At 66.6% G+C, this 17699-nt stretch carries 13 protein-coding genes; 10 read left to right on the top strand and 3 right to left on the bottom strand.

Annotation, left to right across the window (positions count from 1 at the left end):
• Positions 1–41: 41 nt before the first annotated feature.
• A complete protein-coding gene (locus AB0M74_RS28645) occupies positions 42–467 on the top strand; it encodes a MarR family transcriptional regulator (RefSeq protein WP_366529403.1) in 426 nt (141 codons plus the stop codon).
• 29 nt (positions 468–496) lie between these two features.
• Here the strand turns inward: AB0M74_RS28645 and AB0M74_RS28640 are convergent, their stop codons facing one another.
• Positions 497–1372: a helix-turn-helix transcriptional regulator gene (locus tag AB0M74_RS28640; protein WP_366529402.1), complete on the bottom strand. Its 876-nt coding sequence runs from the start codon at positions 1370–1372 to the stop codon at positions 497–499.
• Between the two features lie 219 nt (positions 1373–1591).
• On the bottom strand, positions 1592–2152 hold the full coding sequence (locus tag AB0M74_RS28635) for a DUF4282 domain-containing protein (RefSeq protein ID WP_366529401.1): 561 nt from the start codon (positions 2150–2152) through the stop codon (positions 1592–1594).
• A gap of 191 nt (positions 2153–2343) precedes the next feature.
• On the opposite strand from AB0M74_RS28635, the gene AB0M74_RS28630 reads away from it, so the two are divergent.
• The 3 genes from AB0M74_RS28630 to AB0M74_RS28620 all read left to right on the top strand — a co-directional run bounded on the left by AB0M74_RS28630 (position 2344) and on the right by AB0M74_RS28620 (position 6000).
• Entirely contained in the window at positions 2344–2829 is a 486-nt protein-coding gene (locus AB0M74_RS28630) for a hypothetical protein (RefSeq protein ID WP_366529400.1), read from the top strand.
• Positions 2830–2944: 115 nt separating this feature from the next.
• Entirely contained in the window at positions 2945–5134 is a 2190-nt protein-coding gene (locus AB0M74_RS28625; protein WP_366529399.1) for a molybdopterin-dependent oxidoreductase, read from the top strand.
• A 224-nt stretch (positions 5135–5358) separates the two neighbouring features.
• Positions 5359–6000: a pyridoxamine 5'-phosphate oxidase family protein gene (locus tag AB0M74_RS28620; protein WP_366529398.1), complete on the top strand. Its 642-nt coding sequence runs from the start codon at positions 5359–5361 to the stop codon at positions 5998–6000.
• A 132-nt stretch (positions 6001–6132) separates the two neighbouring features.
• Here the strand turns inward: AB0M74_RS28620 and AB0M74_RS28615 are convergent, their stop codons facing one another.
• On the bottom strand, positions 6133–6588 hold the full coding sequence (locus AB0M74_RS28615; protein WP_366529397.1) for a GtrA family protein: 456 nt from the start codon (positions 6586–6588) through the stop codon (positions 6133–6135).
• Between the two features lie 110 nt (positions 6589–6698).
• On the opposite strand from AB0M74_RS28615, the gene AB0M74_RS28610 reads away from it, so the two are divergent.
• From AB0M74_RS28610 to AB0M74_RS28585, 6 genes are all read left to right on the top strand, one after another.
• Entirely contained in the window at positions 6699–8162 is a 1464-nt protein-coding gene (locus AB0M74_RS28610; RefSeq protein ID WP_366529396.1) for an FAD-binding oxidoreductase, read from the top strand.
• Positions 8159–8920, top strand: a complete 762-nt coding sequence (locus AB0M74_RS28605) for a decaprenylphospho-beta-D-erythro-pentofuranosid-2-ulose 2-reductase (RefSeq protein ID WP_366529395.1) — start codon at positions 8159–8161, stop codon at positions 8918–8920. Before AB0M74_RS28610 ends, AB0M74_RS28605 begins: the two co-directional genes overlap by 4 nt.
• A 421-nt stretch (positions 8921–9341) precedes the next feature.
• Positions 9342–11537 (top strand): galactan 5-O-arabinofuranosyltransferase, encoded by a 2196-nt coding sequence (locus tag AB0M74_RS28600; RefSeq protein WP_366529394.1) that lies wholly within the window; start codon positions 9342–9344, stop codon positions 11535–11537.
• 256 nt (positions 11538–11793) lie between these two features.
• Positions 11794–11919 carry a hypothetical protein gene (locus tag AB0M74_RS28595; RefSeq protein ID WP_366529393.1) on the top strand — a complete coding sequence of 42 codons (126 nt, stop codon included), beginning with the start codon at positions 11794–11796 and terminating at the stop codon, positions 11917–11919.
• A 381-nt stretch (positions 11920–12300) separates the two neighbouring features.
• A complete protein-coding gene (locus tag AB0M74_RS28590; protein ID WP_366529392.1) occupies positions 12301–14082 on the top strand; it encodes a glycosyl transferase in 1782 nt (593 codons plus the stop codon).
• A 37-nt stretch (positions 14083–14119) separates the two neighbouring features.
• Positions 14120–17548: an arabinosyltransferase domain-containing protein gene (locus tag AB0M74_RS28585; RefSeq protein ID WP_366529391.1), complete on the top strand. Its 3429-nt coding sequence runs from the start codon at positions 14120–14122 to the stop codon at positions 17546–17548.
• Positions 17549–17699: the final 151 nt, after the last annotated feature.

Raw genomic sequence — 17699 nt, 5'->3', positions numbered from 1 at the left:
ATGCACTTGCATTTAAGTTCGGAGACCACTAAGATGGGGCCATGTCGAAGGTGTCGACTCCAGACGCAGCCCGGCGCACCGTCGCGCCGACCGGGCTGGTGGGCGAGTGGCGTGAGCTGCTCGACCGACATGCGGCGGTGAGTTGCGCACTCGAAAAGGCGCTGCAGAATCAGCATGAGATCGGGCTCAGCGAGTTCGAGACGCTGGATCGGCTGATCGACGCCGACTGCGGCAACTACCGAATGAGCGACCTGGCCAATGACATCTACCTGAGCCAGAGTGCACTCTCGCGCGCCGTGGCTCGACTGGAACGCGATGGGCTCGTCTCACGCACCATGTGCGCCGAGGACCGGCGCGCGATCTTCGTCTGCCTCACCGACAAGGGCCGCCACGTCTACGAACAGGCAGTGCCGACCCATCGCGGGATACTCGAGAACACCTGGGACGTCGGTCCACGCTGCACCTAGGCGGCACCGATCGCCCGTTGTCCCACTGATTACACGCCGGTGCGCGCCTCTTCGATGACGAACCGCGCATCCGACGCGGCGGCCTTGATGCCGGCGAAAGCCTTTCGGTATCGCGCTGTTTCGGGTTCCTTGTCCAAGTAGACCGGGCCGGTGAAGGCCTCGACGTAGACAACCGGCGGTTCGGTCAGCTCGCCCGCGGCAACCTCGGCGAAATCGAGCAGCACGAAGCGGCCCGCGTCCATGCCATCGTGATAGCCGGAGTCCGAGGGCACCACCTGGATGCGCACATTGGGTAGATCGCACATGCGCCGTAGGTGTTCGAGTTGCTCGGCGGCCACCTCGCTGCCGCCGATACGGTGCCACAGCAGCGACTCGCTGATCACCACGTCCAGCTGTAGCGGCGAATCGCTGCGAGTCACCAACTCCTGCCGCGCCATTCGCAACTGCACCCGGCGCTCGATCTCGGCGTCCGTCGCGTCGGGTCGGCCCGCGGCGAGCAGCGCGCGCGCATAGGACTCGGTCTGCAGCAGGCCGGGAATCAGCTCGTTCTCATAGGTGGACAGCAGCCTGGCGGCTTCCTCCAGCCCGATGTACACCTCGAAGCCCTCGGTGATCACATCGCTGTAGCCGGTCCACCAACCCCTGGCCTTGGTTTCCCTGGCCAGCGCGGTCAACGGCTCGACGAGTTCGCTCGGTGCACCGTAGATCTTGCACATGGCTTCGACATCGAGGCCGCGCAACGAGGTCTGGCCGGTTTCGATCCGCCAGATCTTGGCTTCGGACCACTCGAGCCGCTGGGCGGCCGTCCTCGTGGTCATTCTGGCTCGGTTGCGCAGATCGCGGAGGTGGCGGCCCAATTGCCTGCGCGGCATCGTCGAACCTGTGGTGCCGTGCGGTGAAGCCATACTTCCCCCTCGTGCCGTGCGTCATTGCCGCTCGCGAACCTCCCGTGAACGTGAGTGCGACGCTTCCTACCTGATGTCCGTCGGTGGAATCGGAAATCCGAACAGCATTGTTTCACAATGAAACTCACAGAGAACACTGTGGGTGTCACAGATACGCCGATGACCTAGCTACGTCGAATGGGTTCGAGCACCGTCGGATGCGGCAATCCAGGTCGGTTGCTACTTGCGCGAACCGCCCTTGCGGAACCGCCAGAACTGCACCGCGCGCACATCTTCGGAGAGCTGGTTGACCGGCTCCGCGACATCCGAAAGCGCCTGGAACAGATCGTCGGCCAGCTCGCTGATGTGCTCCACCCTCGTCGCCAGCCTGGAGGCGTTCACCAGGAATTCCAGCAGCAGCCGGACCACGGCCGCGATGGTCAGCCCGAGCGGCATCGCCACCAGCGCGGCCAGCACCCCGAGCACCGCGGAGACCTGCCACATCACTACGATCAGCGTGATCGGCAGCGCCACCGCGAAGGCCAAACCGAGCATGTAGGCCAGCGGCAACAACGTCCTGGTCGCCGGGCGATGAAACTGAACATCGAGCAGTCCGCGGGCGGCCTCGACACTCCACTTGCCGAAGGCGCGCGGGCTTTCGAAGGGCTCGGCGGGCGCTTCCTCGGAGACGGCGGAGCGGGAGAACCGCCGGGAGGCGGACTCTTTCCAAGCGATCCAGCGCGATTCGGTCTCGTATTCATCCGAATCCGGCGCCGGAACGCCGTTGGATTCATCGGTCATGTCGCGATCCTCCCCGCATCGCGCCGACCCGCCAAGAGACGACCGGAAACCTGCCATAGCGAGCCCGCACGAGTGAGACGAATACGACACTCGGAAAGATCTTTTGAAAACCCGTAACGCCCACGCCACCCCCTGCCGATACGACCCATGAATGCAGCAGGACCCAGTTCATCGGGGAATGGAGAAAGACAGTGCGCACCACGTTTCCGACTTCCGTCTCGGCGGCAGAAATGACTGCCGCGGCGCAGGAGTACATCCAGCGCGGGTGGACGATCGCTGAAACGACGAACGGAATCTGCCTGATCACGGATGCCGATTTATCGGGCATCGAGGTCAGCGGTGAGCTGGCCGCCGAGGTGCGCCGGTTCCTCCGCGCGAACAACCTGTCCGGTCCCGTGATCGAGATCCCCGGCGCCGAGCGTCGCGAGATCCACCTGGTCACCGGCGTCCGCAAGGCCGCGATGGCGCTGGAGGCGCTGCGCGAGGCCGGCGCGACCGTCTACACCGACGGCGATGGCATTCCGCTGCCGCCGACTCAGCTGATGGCGGGCTCGGCCTGCTGGCGCATCGCGCCGAACGAGGCCCGCTGGATCCCGCCGGTGGTCGCGATCAGCGCGGCCGTCCGCTCGGCGTTCTCGCGCAAGCAGCGCACCGCGCTCACCAGCGTCGCCTGCTGATAGCCGCCTGCATCAGGGCAGGGTCCGCACTACCCGGCCCACCATGACCGATAACCGCAATGCGGTTATCGGTCATTGCTGTTTCACTCTGCGTTGCCGCGGGTGATGATGGGGTATGGCCCAGATCACCGATCCGTCTCGCACGCTGCTGCGCACCTGCCCGCTGTGCGAGGCGGTCTGCGGACTCGAAATCACCCTCGATCCCGACAACCATGTGACCTCGGTCCGTGGTGATCGGCAGGATCCGTTCAGCAAGGGCTTCCTCTGTCCCAAGGGTGCGAGCTTCGGGCATCTGGACGAAGACCCGGACCGGTTGACCGAACCGATGATTCGCGACCGTGCGACCGGCACGTGGCGCACCGCGTCCTGGGGCGAGGCGTTCGATCTGATCGCCGAGCGCATGCCTGCGATCGTGGCCGAGCACGGGAACCAGTCCACGGCGCTGTATCTAGGCAATCCCAATGCGCATACGGTGGCGGGTGCGCTCTATGCACCGGTGCTGATCCGCGCGCTCGGCACCAAGAATTTCTATTCCGCGAGCACGGCCGACCAGATGCCCAAACAGGTGGCAAGCGGGCTGATGTTCGGTGATCCACTGACGGTGGCGGTGCCCGATCTCGATCGCACCGACTATCTGCTCATGCTCGGCGCCAACCCGCTGGAGTCGAACGGATCGCTGTGCACCGCACCGGATTTCCCCGGCAGGTTGAAAGCGATGCGCAAACGGGGCGGCCGATTCGTCGTCGTCGATCCTCGGGTGACCCGCACCGCGAAGCTCGCCGACGAACATCTGTTCATTCGGCCGGGCAGCGATGCTTATCTCTTGTTCGGAATTGTCCACACGTTGTTCGCGCAGAACCTGACAGACGTGCGCGTCGAAGTTTCCGGACTCGATGACGTGCGCGCAGCCGCGGCGGATTTCACCCCGGAGGTGGTCTCGGTACGAACCGGGGTACCTGCCGAGACCGTTGTCCGGCTCGCCCACGAGCTCGCGGCCGCGCCGACCGCCGCGGTGTACGCCCGGATCGGCACCTGCACCGCCGAATTCGGCACCCTCACCCAGTGGCTTGTCGATGTGATCAATGTGTTGACCGGCAATCTGGACTCCCCCGGCGGCGCGATGTTCGCGAACGCCGCTGCCGGCGGCATCGCCCGCACCACACCGTTCCGCACCGGCCGCTGGACCAGCCGGGTCCGCGCACTGCCCGAGACGATGGGCGAACTGCCGGTGGCCACCCTGGCCGACGAGATCACCACACCCGGCCAGGGGCAGGTCCGCGCGGTGATCACCGTCGCGGGCAACCCGGTGCTCTCCGCGCCGAGCGGGGTCCGGCTGGACGCGGCCTTCGCACAGCTGGAGTTCATGGTCAGCGTCGACAGGTATCTGAACGAAACCACCAGGCACGCCGATGTGATCCTGCCGCCGCCGCGGCCGGTGCAGTCGCCGCACTACGACTTCGCACTCCTGCAGTTCGCGGTCCGTAACTATGCGCGCTATTCGCGGCCGCTCGTGCCGCTCGGCGATCGTCCCTCGGAGGCCGGAGTCATCGCTCGGCTCGCCGCGGCGCTGACCGGAAGCCCGCACGACGGGACCGGTGGGCCGGACCCGCTCACCACGGTGGACGAGCTGGTCATCGCGGGCACGCTGCACAAGGCCGGGCTGGCGGATCGACGGCCGGAGCTGATCGGCGCCAACAGCACCGAGCAGCGCATCGACCTGATGCTGCGCCTGGGCCCCTACGGGGAGTGGAATGGCGGCACGCTCAATCTGCAAGTGCTGCTCGACAATCCGCACGGCATCGATCTCGGGCCGCTGCAGCCGAGACTGCCGGGAGCGTTGCGCACAGCTTCCACGCGGGTGGAGCTCGCGCCGCGACAGCTGCTCGACGATGTGGCGAGGATGCGCGGCAGGCTCACCGACACCGCGCCGGATCTGGTGCTGATCGGACGACGCCAGTTGCGGTCCAACAACAGCTGGATGCATAACATCGCGACACTGGTGAGCGGATCGAACAAGTGCACGCTGCATATCAATCCCGCCGATGTGGCACGCCTCGGACTCGGCGACAATGCCGTGGTGAAGTCGGCCGCCGGATCGTTGACGGTGCCGCTGGAACCGACCGACGCGATCATGCCCGGGGTGGTGAGCCTGCCGCACGGCTGGGGTCACACCGGCAGCACCCAGACGGTGGCACAGGACCACGCCGGGGTCAATGCCAATGTGCTGACCGATGATTCGGTGGTCGACGTGCCGTCCGGGAACGCGGTGTTCAATGGTGTCCCTGTCACGTTGACGCCGGCCTGAGTGTGCCGCCGCGTTCGCTGTCGACCGACCGGCAAAAATGCCGGTCGGTCGGCTTCTGGCTAGCTTGTGGAAACCCTTGCGCTAACTAGGCATTCGATACATTCTCAAGATGGATTTTGTAGCTTTGCCCGGTGAAACCCATTAAGATGGATAGGATTTCGGTTTAGTCGCGGTTCAGCGTCGAACCCCGAGTAGCCGGACTCCGGCTACCAGAGGGGGCCCAGATGCCCGGCACGCAGCGTGGCAGTGACGGCGAGCACGAACTACAAGACAGGTACGGCACCCAGGACAGAGCCGGTCGTTTCTACGACGACCAGGTGCTGGACCGACTGAATCCCACGATGATCGAATTCATCGCACGGATGGACATGGCCTTCATCGCCACCTCGGACAAGCACGGGGAATGCGACGCCAGCTTCCGCGCGGGCCTGCCCGGCTTTCTGCACGTCATCGACGAACGCACGATTGCCTATCCCGAATACCGCGGCAACGGCGTCATGGCCAGCCTCGGCAACATCCTGGAGAACCCACACGTGGGCATCCTGCTAATCGATTTCGTCCGCGACCTGATCGGCCTGCACATCAACGGCGCGGCCCGCATCATGGATGACGAGAACTTGCGTCGATCGGTGTCCGACCTACCGGAGAACCACAAAGGTCGAGCGGCCGAACACTGGGTGGTCGTCGACATCGACGAGGCCTATATCCACTGCCGCAAGCACATTCCACACCTGGTACCCACCGCGCGAGAGCAGCGCGACTGGGGCACCGACAACGTCCGAGCCAAGGGCGGCGACTACTTCGGCGCCAAAGCACAATCCCGCGAGGCAACCGACCCCACCACCCCCGCTTTGGTCCCCCGCTGATCGCCGCACCGGTTCACGGCTGCGTTCCGGGAGCGTCCTCGGACTCTCCGCGCGTCGAGGGTAGTGAAATGGACGTTTCAGACAGGGCTTTGGACCGCCCTCCGACTACCCTCGCTGAGCTCCGATCCGAGGTCAGTGGATTTTGAAGATGACCAGGCGTTGGACGACGAAGTTGATGACGGTGGCGGTGCCCTGGGCGACGACAAAGGCCAGCGGCTGCCGCCACCATTCGTCCGCCAGTGTGGCGTAGAGCACCCCGTTGATGCCGACCTGGACGGCGAAGGTGATGGCGTAGAGAACCACCACCGCGAGGAAGCGGGCTCGACTCGGTGGCGCCTGGAAGGTCCATCGGCGGTTGATCAGATACGCGGTGGTGGTGCCCGCGATGAAGCTGATCGACTTGGCGACGCTGACCGGCAGCCCGATCAGGTTCAGCAGCAGGCTGTAAATCCCGTAGTCGACGACGGCCGACAACCCGCCGGTGACACCGAAGCGGATGATCTGCGTTTTCAGGTCGACATCGGTACCGCCCGGCTCGTCGACAAGCGGCAGCTCGGTCGGGAGCGGGAGGTGGGGTTCGGCATGCACGCGACGAGCGTAGCGGGAGGCGGCCGGTGACGTAGGCGGGCGTTGTGCCGGTCTCCGTACCGGGGAGTACGGCGAGGCCGACCGTATGTCCGGCCATGCATGTAGCCTCTATGCCGATGTCCACGAAAGCTCCGACCGCCACCACAACCGGTATCAACTCCGGCAGCACCCCCGATGACGCGTTCGCTCTGCCGACACGTACTCGGGCGTTGACCGGGTGGGGTCGCACCGCACCTACCTCTTCCGAAGTGCTCTCGACGAGCGATCCCGAACTGATCGCCAAGGCCGTCGCCATGGTCGCCGAGGACAACGACAGCAAGCCTGCCCATCTGCGCCGCGGTGTGATCGCGCGCGGACTCGGCCGCTCCTATGGCGATCATGCGCAGAATGCCGGCGGCCTCGTCGTCGACATGACCGCGCTCAACCGCATCCATCGCATCGACGGCGACACCCACATCGTCGATGTGGACGGCGGGGTCAGCCTGGATCAGCTGATGAAGGCCGCGCTGCCGTTCGGGCTGTGGGTTCCGGTGCTACCGGGCACCCGCCAGGTGACGATCGGCGGCGCCATCGCCTCCGACATCCACGGCAAGAACCATCACAGCGAGGGCAGCTTCGGCAACCACGTGCGCTCGATCGATCTGCTCACCGCTGACGGGCAGGTGCAGCACCTCACACCGAAGCGCAACGCCAAGCTGTTCTGGGCCACCGTCGGCGGCAACGGACTCACGGGCATCATCCTGCGCGCCACCATCGAGATGGTGGTCACCGAGAGCGCCTACTTCCTCAACGACGGCGTCAAGACCACGACCCTCGACGAGACGATCGCGGCGCACAGCGACGGCAGCGAAGCCGACTACACCTACTCCAGCGCATGGTTCGACGTGATCAGCCCGCTGCCGAAGCTCGGCCGCGCGACCATCACCCGTGGCCGCCTCGCCAAGCTCGACGAGCTGCCCGCGAAGCTGCAGCGTAGGCCGCTGAAATTCGACGCACCCCAGCTCATGACGGTTCCGGACATCTTCCCGAACTGGACCATGAACAAGGTGACGCTGATGTCCATCGGCGAGGCGTACTACCGGATGGGCGGCAACTACACCGGCAAGGTGCAGAACCTGACGCAGTTCTACCACCCGCTGGACATGATCGCGGAGTGGAACCGTGGCTACGGATCCAACGGATTCCTGCAGTACCAGTTCGTGGTGCCGACCGAGGCGGTCGAGGAATTCAAGCGGATCATCATCGACATCCAAGCCTCTGGCCACTACTCGGCACTCAATGTTTTCAAGCTGTTCGGGCCGGGCAACCAGGCGCCGCTGAGCTTCCCGATGCCGGGCTGGAACATCTGCGTCGACTTCCCCATCAAACCGGGGCTGAACGAACTGGTCGGCGAGCTGGACAAGCGGGTGATGGAGTTCGGCGGTCGGCTGTACACCGCGAAGGACTCCCGCACCACCGCGGAGGCGTTCCACAAGATGTACCCCCGGATCGACGAGTGGATCAAGGTCCGCCGAAGTGTCGATCCCACAGGCGTTTTCATGTCCGATATGGCGAGAAGGCTGGAGCTCCAGTGATTAATGCCGTAGGCAACCCACAGTCCATCCTGCTGCTGGGCGGTACCTCGGAAATCGGGTTGGCGATCTGCGCCGAGTACCTGAAGAAGGGGCCCGCGCGGATCATTCTCGCCGCGCTGCCCGGTGATCCGCTGCGCGAGGACGCGGTCTCCCAGATGAAGGCGGCCGGCGCGAGCGAGGTCGAGGTCATCGACTTCGACGCACTCGACACCGAGAGCCACCCGAAGGTCATCGATACCGCCTGGGACGCGGGCGATGTGGATGTCGCCATCGTCGCCTTCGCTCTCGACGGCGATCCGGAAGAGCTGTGGCAGAACCAGCGCAAGGCCGTGCAGGTCGCCGAAATCAACTACACCGCGGCGGTCTCCGTCGGTGTGCTGGTCGGCGAGAAGATGAAGGCGCAGGGCTTCGGACGCATCATCGCCATGTCCTCGGTCGCCGGTGAGCGGGTGCGCCGCTCGAACTTCGTCTACGGGTCGACCAAGGCCGGCCTCGATGGTTTCTACCTCGGTCTCGGCGAGGCGCTGCGCCCCCATGGCCCGCGGGTGCTGGTGATCCGGCCGGGCATGGTGCGGACCAGGTTCTCGGCGCACGTCAAGGAGGCTCCGCTCACCGTCGAGAAGGAAGACATTGCGGCGCTTGCAGTTTCGGCCTCCCAGCGCGGCAGGGAGCTGATCTGGGCGCCCGGCGCCTTCCGCTTCGTGATGATGATCCTGCGCCACATCCCGCGCCCGATCTTCCGCAAGCTGCCCATCTGAGCTTGCCCGCCGCACCTCGGCCCTCCGCACCCGTTCCCGGGAACCGCAGCTCCTGCGGTGCTCGGAGCGGGTGCGGACCCGTAAGTAGGTGCGGCGCTACGGCCGATCGACCCGAGACCGGCAGGTCCGGTCGGAACGCACCAGGTCGCGTGCGGTGCGCGCATACCGCGCCGGGACCTGGCAGCATAAGCGCCGGTCGCCTGCGCGGCGACCTCGCGCAATGCCGAGTAGTCGGTGCGGCGCAACGATCACCGAGCCGACCCAGTGATTCTGGAGATGCAATGCGAGTATTCGGACAAGATCGCGCCGGCCACCCCGAGGTGCGCCGACCTCGTGGCAGGGTCGCCGACACGGTGGCCGCGCTGGATGCGGCCGCACGGTCCGATCGGCAGGCAGCGCGGCGCGGCGACGAGGCGGTTCGATGACCACGGCGACCGCAGTACATCCCACCGTCACGCGTCCGACCCGTGGCGCACTGATCGCGCGGCACATCGGCTCCGGCCTCGGTGCGGCGATTTCAGCGGCCCTTGTCGCCGTCATCGTGGCCACCGTTGGGCTGGTGGCGTTTTCGATGGTGCAGTGGCCTGCGTTCAACTCGTCGAATGTGACTCGGGCGATGACCACGGTGGGTCAGGTCCTTGCCGCGGTGCTGCTCGCCGTCGCGATCGGTCTCATTCGCGTTCAGCGGTGGCCATTGGTGGCCGAACTGCTGTCGTGGGTGGGGATTTCGACGTTCGTCACCTTCACCCTCGGCATGCCGCTGGCGGCGACCAAGCTGTATCTGTTCGGCGTCTCGGTGGATCAGGAGTTTCGCACCGAGTATCTGACACGGCTCACCGACAGCGCGGCACTGCACGACATGACCTACGCCGACCTACCTCCGTTCTATCCCGCCGGGTGGTTCTGGATCGGCGGGCGCGTGGCGAACGTGCTCGGCATGGACGGCTGGGAAGCCTTCAAGCCGTATGCCATCGGGTCGCTCGCTGTCGCGGCGGCGATCTCGCTCGTACTGTGGTCGAAGCTGATTCGCGCGGACTGGGCGATCGGAGTCACCGCGGCGATCACGGCGGTCGCTCTGACCACCGCCGCACCGGAGGCCTACAGCGCCGTCATCGTCATCCTGCTGCCGCCCGCCCTGGTGCTCGCCTGGGGTGCGTTGCATCGGCCGGGTGAGCACGGCGGAAACAAATCGGCAGCCAGACCTGCCACCCCGATAGCTGGGGGCGACACGACCAGCGGCGCCGCCTCGGCGGAGCCTGACAGCTCAACAACAGGCGCAAGTGCACCGGAAAGCATCGCCGACCCAGCCGAACACGGCAGCCGAACCACCGGCACGGACGCCCGGGCGGGCGCCGTGGTCGCGGCGGAGCGCGGGAGCCGGACGGCAGGCGGCTGGGGCGCGGTGATCGGGACCGGGTTGTTCCTCGGCATCGCGGCCATGTTCTACACGCTGTACTTCGGGCTCGCGGCCTTCGCGATCGGGCTGATGGGTCTGACCGCTGCCGGACTCGCCGTGCGGGCGCAGCGGGCGGCGGCGCATCCACGTCGGGCGCGGGTGGTTGCGACTACCGACGGTGGGGCGCCGTGGCGCGCCGCGATCGCACCACTGGTACGGCTGGCTGTCATCGCCGTGATTGCCGGGGTTGTCGCGCTCGTCGTGTGGCTGCCGTATCTGCTGAAGTGGCTGGGCACGACCACACCCAAATCAGGCACGGCGCTGCATTACCTGCCGGTATCGGGCTCCGAGCTGCCGCTGCCGATGGCACAGTTCTCGCTGCTCGGCGGACTGTGCCTGATCGGCACGGCCTGGCTGGTGGTGCGGGCTTCCTCGTCGCGGCGAGCACAGGCGCTCGGCATCGGTGTCGTGGCCATCTACCTGTGGACGCTGCTGTCGATGGCGGCCACGGCAGCGGGCACCACGCTGCTCTCGTTCCGGCTGGAGCCGATCCTGGACGTGCTGCTCGCCGCGGCGGGCGCGTTCGGCTTCGTGGAGGGCGCGCGAGCCGCCTACCAGGCGTTCAACGAGCCGGGACGATTCCGGCTCGCGGTGATCGCGCTCGCCACTGTCGGTGCGCTCGCGTTCACCCAGGACATCCCCAGGGTTCTTGCCCCCGAGATCACCACCGCCTACACCGACACCGACGGAAACGGCGAGCGCGCGGACCAGCGCAGCCCCTCGGCGGTGTCGCACTACCGCGAGGTGGATGCCGCGCTACTGGCCCAGACCGGCCGGCCACGCTCGGAGACGGTGCTCCTCACCGCCGACACCAGCTTCCTCGCCTTCTACCCCTATTACGGATTCCAGGCCCTCACCTCGCACTACGCAAACCCGTTGGCGGACTTCGCAGGCCGCGCCGCCACCATCAAGGGCTGGAGCAAGCTGGACTCCTCCCGCGCCATGCTCGACGCCCTCGCCGCCTCCCCCTGGCGCGCACCGGACGCCTTCCTGTTCCGCAGCAACGGCGACAACTACACCCTCCGCCTGGCCGAGGACGTCTACCCCAACGACCCCAACGTCAAGCGCTACACCGTGACGTTCCCCAAGAAGCTCTTCAACGATCCCCACTTCACCAGCACCGACATCGGCCCCTTCACCCTCATCACGGTGACCAGGTAGACGCGGATCCGCCCCGAGCGGAACGCCGAGCCTACCGACGAGGTGTGCAGCCGATCGGATCGGCGATACAGGCGTTCGCCGCAGGGCGACGGTTGCCTCACCGCCATCCCGGAAACCACGAGCCACAGTGGCGAACGCGGCATGCCACGAACACCAGGCCCGGGAGCGGCCCGATGTCGCCTGGCGAATCGCCAGGGCGTCCTGCCCAGCGGGCCCGACGGGGTCCGCAGCGCCGCGGCTCGCTCGGTGTCGGTGCATGGTGGTTCCCGTTATTCGCGGCTTGGTCGCCGAGGGCGTGCCGACCAGTCTCGACGCCATGCGCGCGAGTGTGGCCGATGCGGCGCTCGCCCGAATTCAGCGTGGTGAACGACGTCTCGGGTAGTCGGCCCGACCCTGATGTGACGCAAGTCGTTGCCGCAGCCGATGCTCCATGGAACATCCGCAGGGCCCTACCCGGGTGTTCGCCGCGGCCGCATGCCAATCGTGGGGCGGAATGAGTGGTTTGCGGGCGGAATGGGTAAGTGGACGGGGGCGGCCGGAACTCAGCGGAGTGGTCGGCGCAGGCAGAGTCGCGATGGCCTCTGCTAGGACATCCCGCTGACGCCAGGAAGCGGGGCTGCCAGGGTGTTCACAGGGTGGCTGGGTACTTTGGGCGGCTGGTTCTGCCATCTGGAGGAGTAGTTTGCAGGTCGAGACACTGGAAGTCGTAGGCGTCGGTTCAGCGGGAGCGACACCGAACGGAGTGTCTCTATCCGACCGACCGGTGTCGGTCGGGAAACGGCGGCAGTCGCGGATTCGGGTCGGTCGCGGCGATCTGGTCGTCGCGGTGGGGTATCTCGCGTTGGCGGTCACGGTGCTCTCGGGCCAGTGGCGCAACACACAGAGCGGGTATCTGATCAAAAGTGGTCAGGACCAGACGATGTGGGAATGGTTTTTCGCGGTGACCGCCCATTCGGTGGCCCACCTGCGGAATCCGCTCGGCACCGATCTGCAGAATTTTCCGGCCGGCGTGAACATGATGGCCAATACGGCCATGTTCGGGGTGGGAGTCCCGCTCACCCCGATCACTGTGATGTTCGGTCCGACCGTCACCTTCGTGCTGGTGCTCACACTCGGCCTGAGCAGCACGGCCTTCGCTTGGTATCGGCTGTTTTCCCAGGAGCTCGTCGAGTCTCGACTTGCCGCGGCGATCGGCGGGCTGTTCTGCGGTTTCGCACCGGCGATGATCTCGCATGCCAATGCGCATCCGAATTTTGTCGCGCTGCTGCTGCTTCCGATCATCGCGGGTTTGGTTATTCGCCTGGCACGACGCGCGACAACCGGTGGCGATGCGGGAGAAGGTGCGCCACGCAGGCGTATTCGCGACGCGGTCGCACTCGGTCTGCTCGTCGCGATGCAGATCGCCCTCGGCGAGGAACCGCTGCTGATCTTCGTGCTCGGTTTCGGTCTGTTCGCCGTGGTGTACTACGTGCACGCGCCGCGCACCGGGCTGCGAGTGCTGCGCGCGCTGATTCCGACAGTCGCACTCGCCGTGGTGATCACGGTGATGCTCACCGAGATTCCGCTGTGGTGGCAGTTCTTCGGACCGCAGAGCTACCGCTCGATCGACCACGGGCCGATGGGCAACGACCTGAAAACCCTCGTACAGTTCCCGTCCGAATCGCTGGGCGGGCTGTTCACGCCGGGCCAGTATGTCGCGATCAACGACACCGAGCAGAACGCCTACTTCGGGTGGCCGTTGCTGCTGTTGCTGATCGTCACCGTGGCGCTGCTGTGGCGAGCGCGTGTTGTCCGCGCCGCTGGTGCCGTCATCGTGGTTTTCGGGGTGCTGTCGCTCGGCGCGGTCGCCATGCTGGGCAGACAATCCACCGGGATCGAGCTGCCGTGGCATTGGGCCGAACAGGTCCCGCTGCTGGATACCGTGCTGGAAACCCGACTCACCATGGCGGCCATCCCTGCGATCGCGGTGGTTCTCGCGCTGGCTACCGACCGCGCGGTCGCATCGTGGCGGCACTCCGATGGCGACTGGAAACCCTTGGCCTGGTTCGCGGCGCTGACGCTCGCGCTGCTGCCACTGGTGCCGACGGTCCTTCCGGTGACCGAGCGCGCGCCGACGCCGGCGTTCTTCGCCGACGGGACGGTGCGCGACTACGTGAGCGGTGGTTCGGTGGTCACAGTGCCGCCGCCGCGACCGCCCGACGCGCGAGCGCTGCGCTGGCAGGCCGACGCGAATTTCGACTTCGCACTCGCAGGCGGCTATTTCGTCGGCCCGACCGGCACCACGAAGAAGGGCATCTACGGACCAGAAACCAGGCCGACCGCCGCGTTGCTCGTCCAGGCGCAGGACACCGGAGTCGTGCCGGACATCGACGCGGATACCCGCACGCGGGCGCTCGACGACCTCCGGTTCTGGCAGGCCGATGTGGTGGTGCTGCCGTCGACGAGGAACGTCGATGTGCTGCGCACGACCATGACACAACTGCTCGGGGTCGTGCCGACCCGGGTCGAAGATGTGTGGCTCTGGGACGTTCGGGTGCTGCGGTAGCGGGGATCACAAACGACGGTAGATAGCATCAACCCCCGTGCGACCGGACCGATCATCACGAGCGTTCACCCGTAACCGCCTGATCGCCCTCGTCTCCGGGCTTCTCGGATTCGTGCTGGCGCTGCTGACACCGCTTTTGCCGGTAGAGCAGGACCAGGCGACACTGGACTGGCCTCAGGCGGGTGCAAGCAGCGTCGAGGCGCCGTTGGTGTCCTATGTGCCACAACGGTTGAGCGCGACGCTGCCGTGCTCGGTCGTGCAGGCGGCCGGGTCGGGCACGCTACTGTCGACCGTTCCCGACGGCTCCGGTCAGGCGACGGCCAAGGGGCTCGTCGTCTCGGTGACCGACGGCATGCTCACGCTCATCCAGCGTGACGTCCCACTGCTGTCGGCTCCGGTCGCCGAAATCGCGGGCTGCGAGGCAGTCACCGTCACCGCGACCGCCACCGCGACGACCGCCGAATTCACCGGCGCGAAGCGCCGAGACGGGACGCCGTTCCGTAACACTGTGGCCAGGGACATCCGACCGCAGGTGGTCGGGGTGTTCACTCCCCTGGAGGCCACGCAACTCGATGGCGCCCGGGTGCACATCGATATCGACTCGCGGTTCTCCTCGACGCCGTCCGCGCTGAAATTGGCCGCGATGATCGCCGCCGCCGTGTTCACGATCATCGCGCTGGTCGCACTGCATCTGCTCGACAATGCCGACGGCAGGCGGCCCCGCCGCTTCCTGCCCGCGCACTGGTGGCGATTCACCGTCGCCGACGGCGCGATGCTCGGCATCCTGGTGCTGTGGCACTTCATCGGCGCGAACACCTCCGACGACGGCTACATCCTGAACATGGCTCGCGCCTCCGAGCATGCCGGGTATATGGCCAATTACTACCGCTGGTTCGCCGTGCCCGAGGCGCCGTTCGGTTGGTCCTACGAGGTGCTCGCGTGGATGACCAAGGTCTCCGACGCCAGCCCGTGGATGCGGCTGCCCGCCTTGACCGCCGGCGTGGTGTGCTGGCTGGTGATCAGCCGAGAAGTGCTGCCCCGCTTGGGCGCGAGGGTGCGACGCAACAAGGTCGCGCTGTGGACGGCCGGGCTGGTCTTCCTGGCCTTCTGGCTCCCCTATGACAACGGCCTGCGGCCGGAACCGCTGATCGCCGCGGGCGCGCTGCTCACCTGGTGCTCGATCGAACGCGCCATCGCGACCGGACGATTGTTGCCCGCCGCCATCGCGGTATTGATCGCCGCCTTCTCACTCGCGGCCGGGCCGACCGGACTCATCTGCATCGCCGCGCTGATCGCCGGGTCCCGACCGGTGCTGCAGATCATCATCCGGCGGGCGCGGGACGCGGCGGGGACGCTCGGTGGGGTGCGCCGCGACGAGGCCGAGGCGGAGCTCGCTGCGGTCAAAGCCGAATCCGGCGCCGACGCGCCGACCGGAAGCGGCCGCGATGGGGATTCCGCTGCCGGCCGAGCTGATTCCGGCGACCAGAGCGAGGGCGCTGCGGTTCGCACTACCGACGGCCGCCCGTCGCGACTGGCCGCGTTCTTCCGATATGCGGCACTGCTTGCACCTGGGCTCGCGGCCGGAACCCTGGTCCTGGTAGTGGTCTTCGCCGATCAAACGCTGGCGACCGTGATGGAAGCGACCAGGGCCCGCACCATCGTCGGCCCGAATGTGGCCTGGTTCGATGAACGAACCCGCTGGGATTCACTGCTGATGCTCGCACCGGACGGGTCGCTGTCGCGACGCTTCGGCGTGCTGGTCATGCTGCTGTGCCTGCTGGTCTGCGTGCTGCAGGTGCTGCGCAAGGGGCGGATTCCCGGCACCTCGCGCGGGCCGTCGGTACGCATCCTCGGCATCGTTTTCGCCTCGTTGTTGTTGATGATGTTCACACCCACCAAGTGGACCCACCACTTCGGTGTGTACGCCGGCTTGGCCGGATCGCTGGCCGCGCTGGCCGCGGTCGCGGTGGGCAGCGAGGGCATTCGCGCACCACGCAACAGGGCGCTGTTCGCCTCCGCGGTGCTGTTCCTGCTGGCGATCACCTTCACCGGATCCAATGGCTGGTGGTACGTCTCCAGTTACGGCGTGCCGTGGTGGGACAAGGCTCCGCTGGTCGCGGGCAAGGGCATCTCCACGCTGTTCCTCGTGCTCAGTGGCGTGGCGCTGGTCGTCGCGGTGTGGCTGCACTACCGCGAGCCCTATCGGAGGGTCAGCGCTTCGGCCCCCACGCGTTTCGATCGGTTCGCCTCCGCACCGCTGACCATCGCCGCGGCGGTGCTGGTGCTGTTCGAGGTCGCCTCGCTGGCCAAGGCCGCGGTCACCCAGTTCCCCGCGTACTCCATCGCGAAGTCGAATCTGGAGTCGCTGGCGGGCAATTCGTGCGCACTGGCCAACGATGTGCTGGTGGAGACCGATACGCCGGACTCGCTGCTCCTGCCCCTCACCGGCTCCCCCGCCGACGGACTCTCGGCGGAATCCGAGGGCTTCACCCCCAACGGCGTCGCGAGCGACCTCACCGCCGACGCCGACGAAACAGTGTCGGGCGGGGCCAATTCGGTGAACACCGATTCGAAGAACAAGACCACCAAGACAACCGGAGCGGGCACCGGCGGCGGCACCAGCCAACAGGCCGGCATCAACGGCAGTACGGTGGCCCTGCCGTTCGGAATGGACCCGGCGCGCACGCCGGTCATGGGCAGCTACCAGGACAGCGATCAGCAGCAGGCCAAGCTGACCTCACAGTGGTATCGCCTCGACCTGGGCGGCAGCTTGCGCGACGACCCCGCGTACCGGGTCCTGGCCATCACCGCCGCGGGCCGGATCCGCTCGGTCGACGCGGATGGTGTGGTCACCTACGGTGCCGAACTGCGGCTCGAGTACGGCACGCGAGCCGCGGACGGCACGGTGAATGTGCTCGGCTCCCTCACCCCGATGGACATCGGCCCCGCACCGTCGTGGCGCAATCTCCGTGTCCCACTGAACCAATTGCCGCGGGAGATCGACGCGGTTCGCCTGGTCGCTGTGGACAACGACATCACCCAGAAGCAGTGGCTGGCGCTCACCCCGCCCCGGTTGCCCAAACTGGCAACCCTGAATTCCGTTGTCGGCTCGACGAATCCGGTCCTGCTCGACTGGCATGTGGGCCTGGCCTTCCCCTGCCAGCGCCCGTTCGATCACCGCGACGGCGTGGCCGAGGTCCCCGACTGGCGCATCCTGCCCGACCGCGTCGGCTCCGACGCCTCCAACGCCTGGCAGGATGACATCGGCGGCGGCCCGCTCGGCTGGACCGGCCTGCTCCTGAAGTCCCAAACCATCCCGACCTACCTGGACAACGACTGGTCCCGAGACTGGGGTTCGCTCGAAAAGTTCACCCCCTACGCCCCAACAACTACCCCCGCGACCATCAGTGTCACCCCCGAATCCCGCAACGGATGGACCAAATCCGACCCGATCCGAGTACGCTGACCGCTCCCTACCCCGATAAATGCGCCGAGCGTAGTGAAATGGCGGCCCCCGCCTCCCTTGGGTTCAAGGGGTGGATGCAACACCCACCCCTTGAACCCCGTGGAGTGTTGCGATGGCGCTGCCGCCGTTGAATGTTGTGACTTGCTTGTTC

Origin of the sequence: Nocardia sp. NPDC051463 (genome assembly GCF_040681975.1) — a bacterium.
GTDB lineage: Bacteria > Actinomycetota > Actinomycetes > Mycobacteriales > Mycobacteriaceae > Nocardia.
Note: the sequence above shows the minus strand (reverse complement) of the source record. Positions and strands in the feature narration are given on the sequence as shown.

Excerpts from the sequence above, each read along its gene's own strand:
- AB0M74_RS28635 (WP_366529401.1), bottom strand. The coding sequence starts at position 2,152 with ATGACCGATGAATCCAACGGCGTTCCGGCGCCGGATTCGGATGAATAC.
- AB0M74_RS28625 (WP_366529399.1), top strand. The coding sequence starts at position 2,945 with ATGGCCCAGATCACCGATCCGTCTCGCACGCTGCTGCGCACCTGCCCG.
- AB0M74_RS28610 (WP_366529396.1), top strand. The coding sequence starts at position 6,699 with ATGCCGATGTCCACGAAAGCTCCGACCGCCACCACAACCGGTATCAAC.
- AB0M74_RS28640 (WP_366529402.1), bottom strand. The coding sequence starts at position 1,372 with ATGGCTTCACCGCACGGCACCACAGGTTCGACGATGCCGCGCAGGCAA.
- AB0M74_RS28600 (WP_366529394.1), top strand. The coding sequence starts at position 9,342 with ATGACCACGGCGACCGCAGTACATCCCACCGTCACGCGTCCGACCCGT.
- AB0M74_RS28645 (WP_366529403.1), top strand. The coding sequence starts at position 42 with ATGTCGAAGGTGTCGACTCCAGACGCAGCCCGGCGCACCGTCGCGCCG.
- AB0M74_RS28620 (WP_366529398.1), top strand. The coding sequence starts at position 5,359 with ATGCCCGGCACGCAGCGTGGCAGTGACGGCGAGCACGAACTACAAGAC.
- AB0M74_RS28595 (WP_366529393.1), top strand. The coding sequence starts at position 11,794 with ATGGTGGTTCCCGTTATTCGCGGCTTGGTCGCCGAGGGCGTGCCGACC.